The organism is Bacillus cereus group sp. BfR-BA-01408, from assembly GCF_022663305.1.
In the GTDB taxonomy this organism is placed as follows: Bacteria; Bacillota; Bacilli; order Bacillales; family Bacillaceae_G; genus Bacillus_A; species Bacillus_A pacificus.
The window spans coordinates 1-647 of sequence record NZ_JAKUFF010000182.1 but is presented as its reverse complement, the minus strand read 5'-3'; the positions used below and the strand labels follow the sequence as shown (position 1 = coordinate 647).

Genomic DNA, 647 nt, shown 5'->3' with positions numbered 1-647 from the left:
CCCATAAGACTGGGATAACTCCGGGAAACCGGGGCTAATACCGGATAACATTTTGAACCGCATGGTTCGAAATTGAAAGGCGGCTTCGGCTGTCACTTATGGATGGACCCGCGTCGCATTAGCTAGTTGGTGAGGTAACGGCTCACCAAGGCAACGATGCGTAGCCGACCTGAGAGGGTGATCGGCCACACTGGGACTGAGACACGGCCCAGACTCCTACGGGAGGCAGCAGTAGGGAATCTTCCGCAATGGACGAAAGTCTGACGGAGCAACGCCGCGTGAGTGATGAAGGCTTTCGGGTCGTAAAACTCTGTTGTTAGGGAAGAACAAGTGCTAGTTGAATAAGCTGGCACCTTGACGGTACCTAACCAGAAAGCCACGGCTAACTACGTGCCAGCAGCCGCGGTAATACGTAGGTGGCAAGCGTTATCCGGAATTATTGGGCGTAAAGCGCGCGCAGGTGGTTTCTTAAGTCTGATGTGAAAGCCCACGGCTCAACCGTGGAGGGTCATTGGAAACTGGGAGACTTGAGTGCAGAAGAGGAAAGTGGAATTCCATGTGTAGCGGTGAAATGCGTAGAGATATGGAGGAACACCAGTGGCGAAGGCGACTTTCTGGTCTGTAACTGACACTGAGGCGCGAAAGCG

At 53.6% G+C, this 647-nt stretch carries 1 rRNA gene; it reads left to right on the top strand.

The window, feature by feature from the left end:
• Positions 1–647: ribosomal RNA gene (locus tag MR083_RS26755) — 16S ribosomal RNA — on the top strand; the annotation flags it as partial.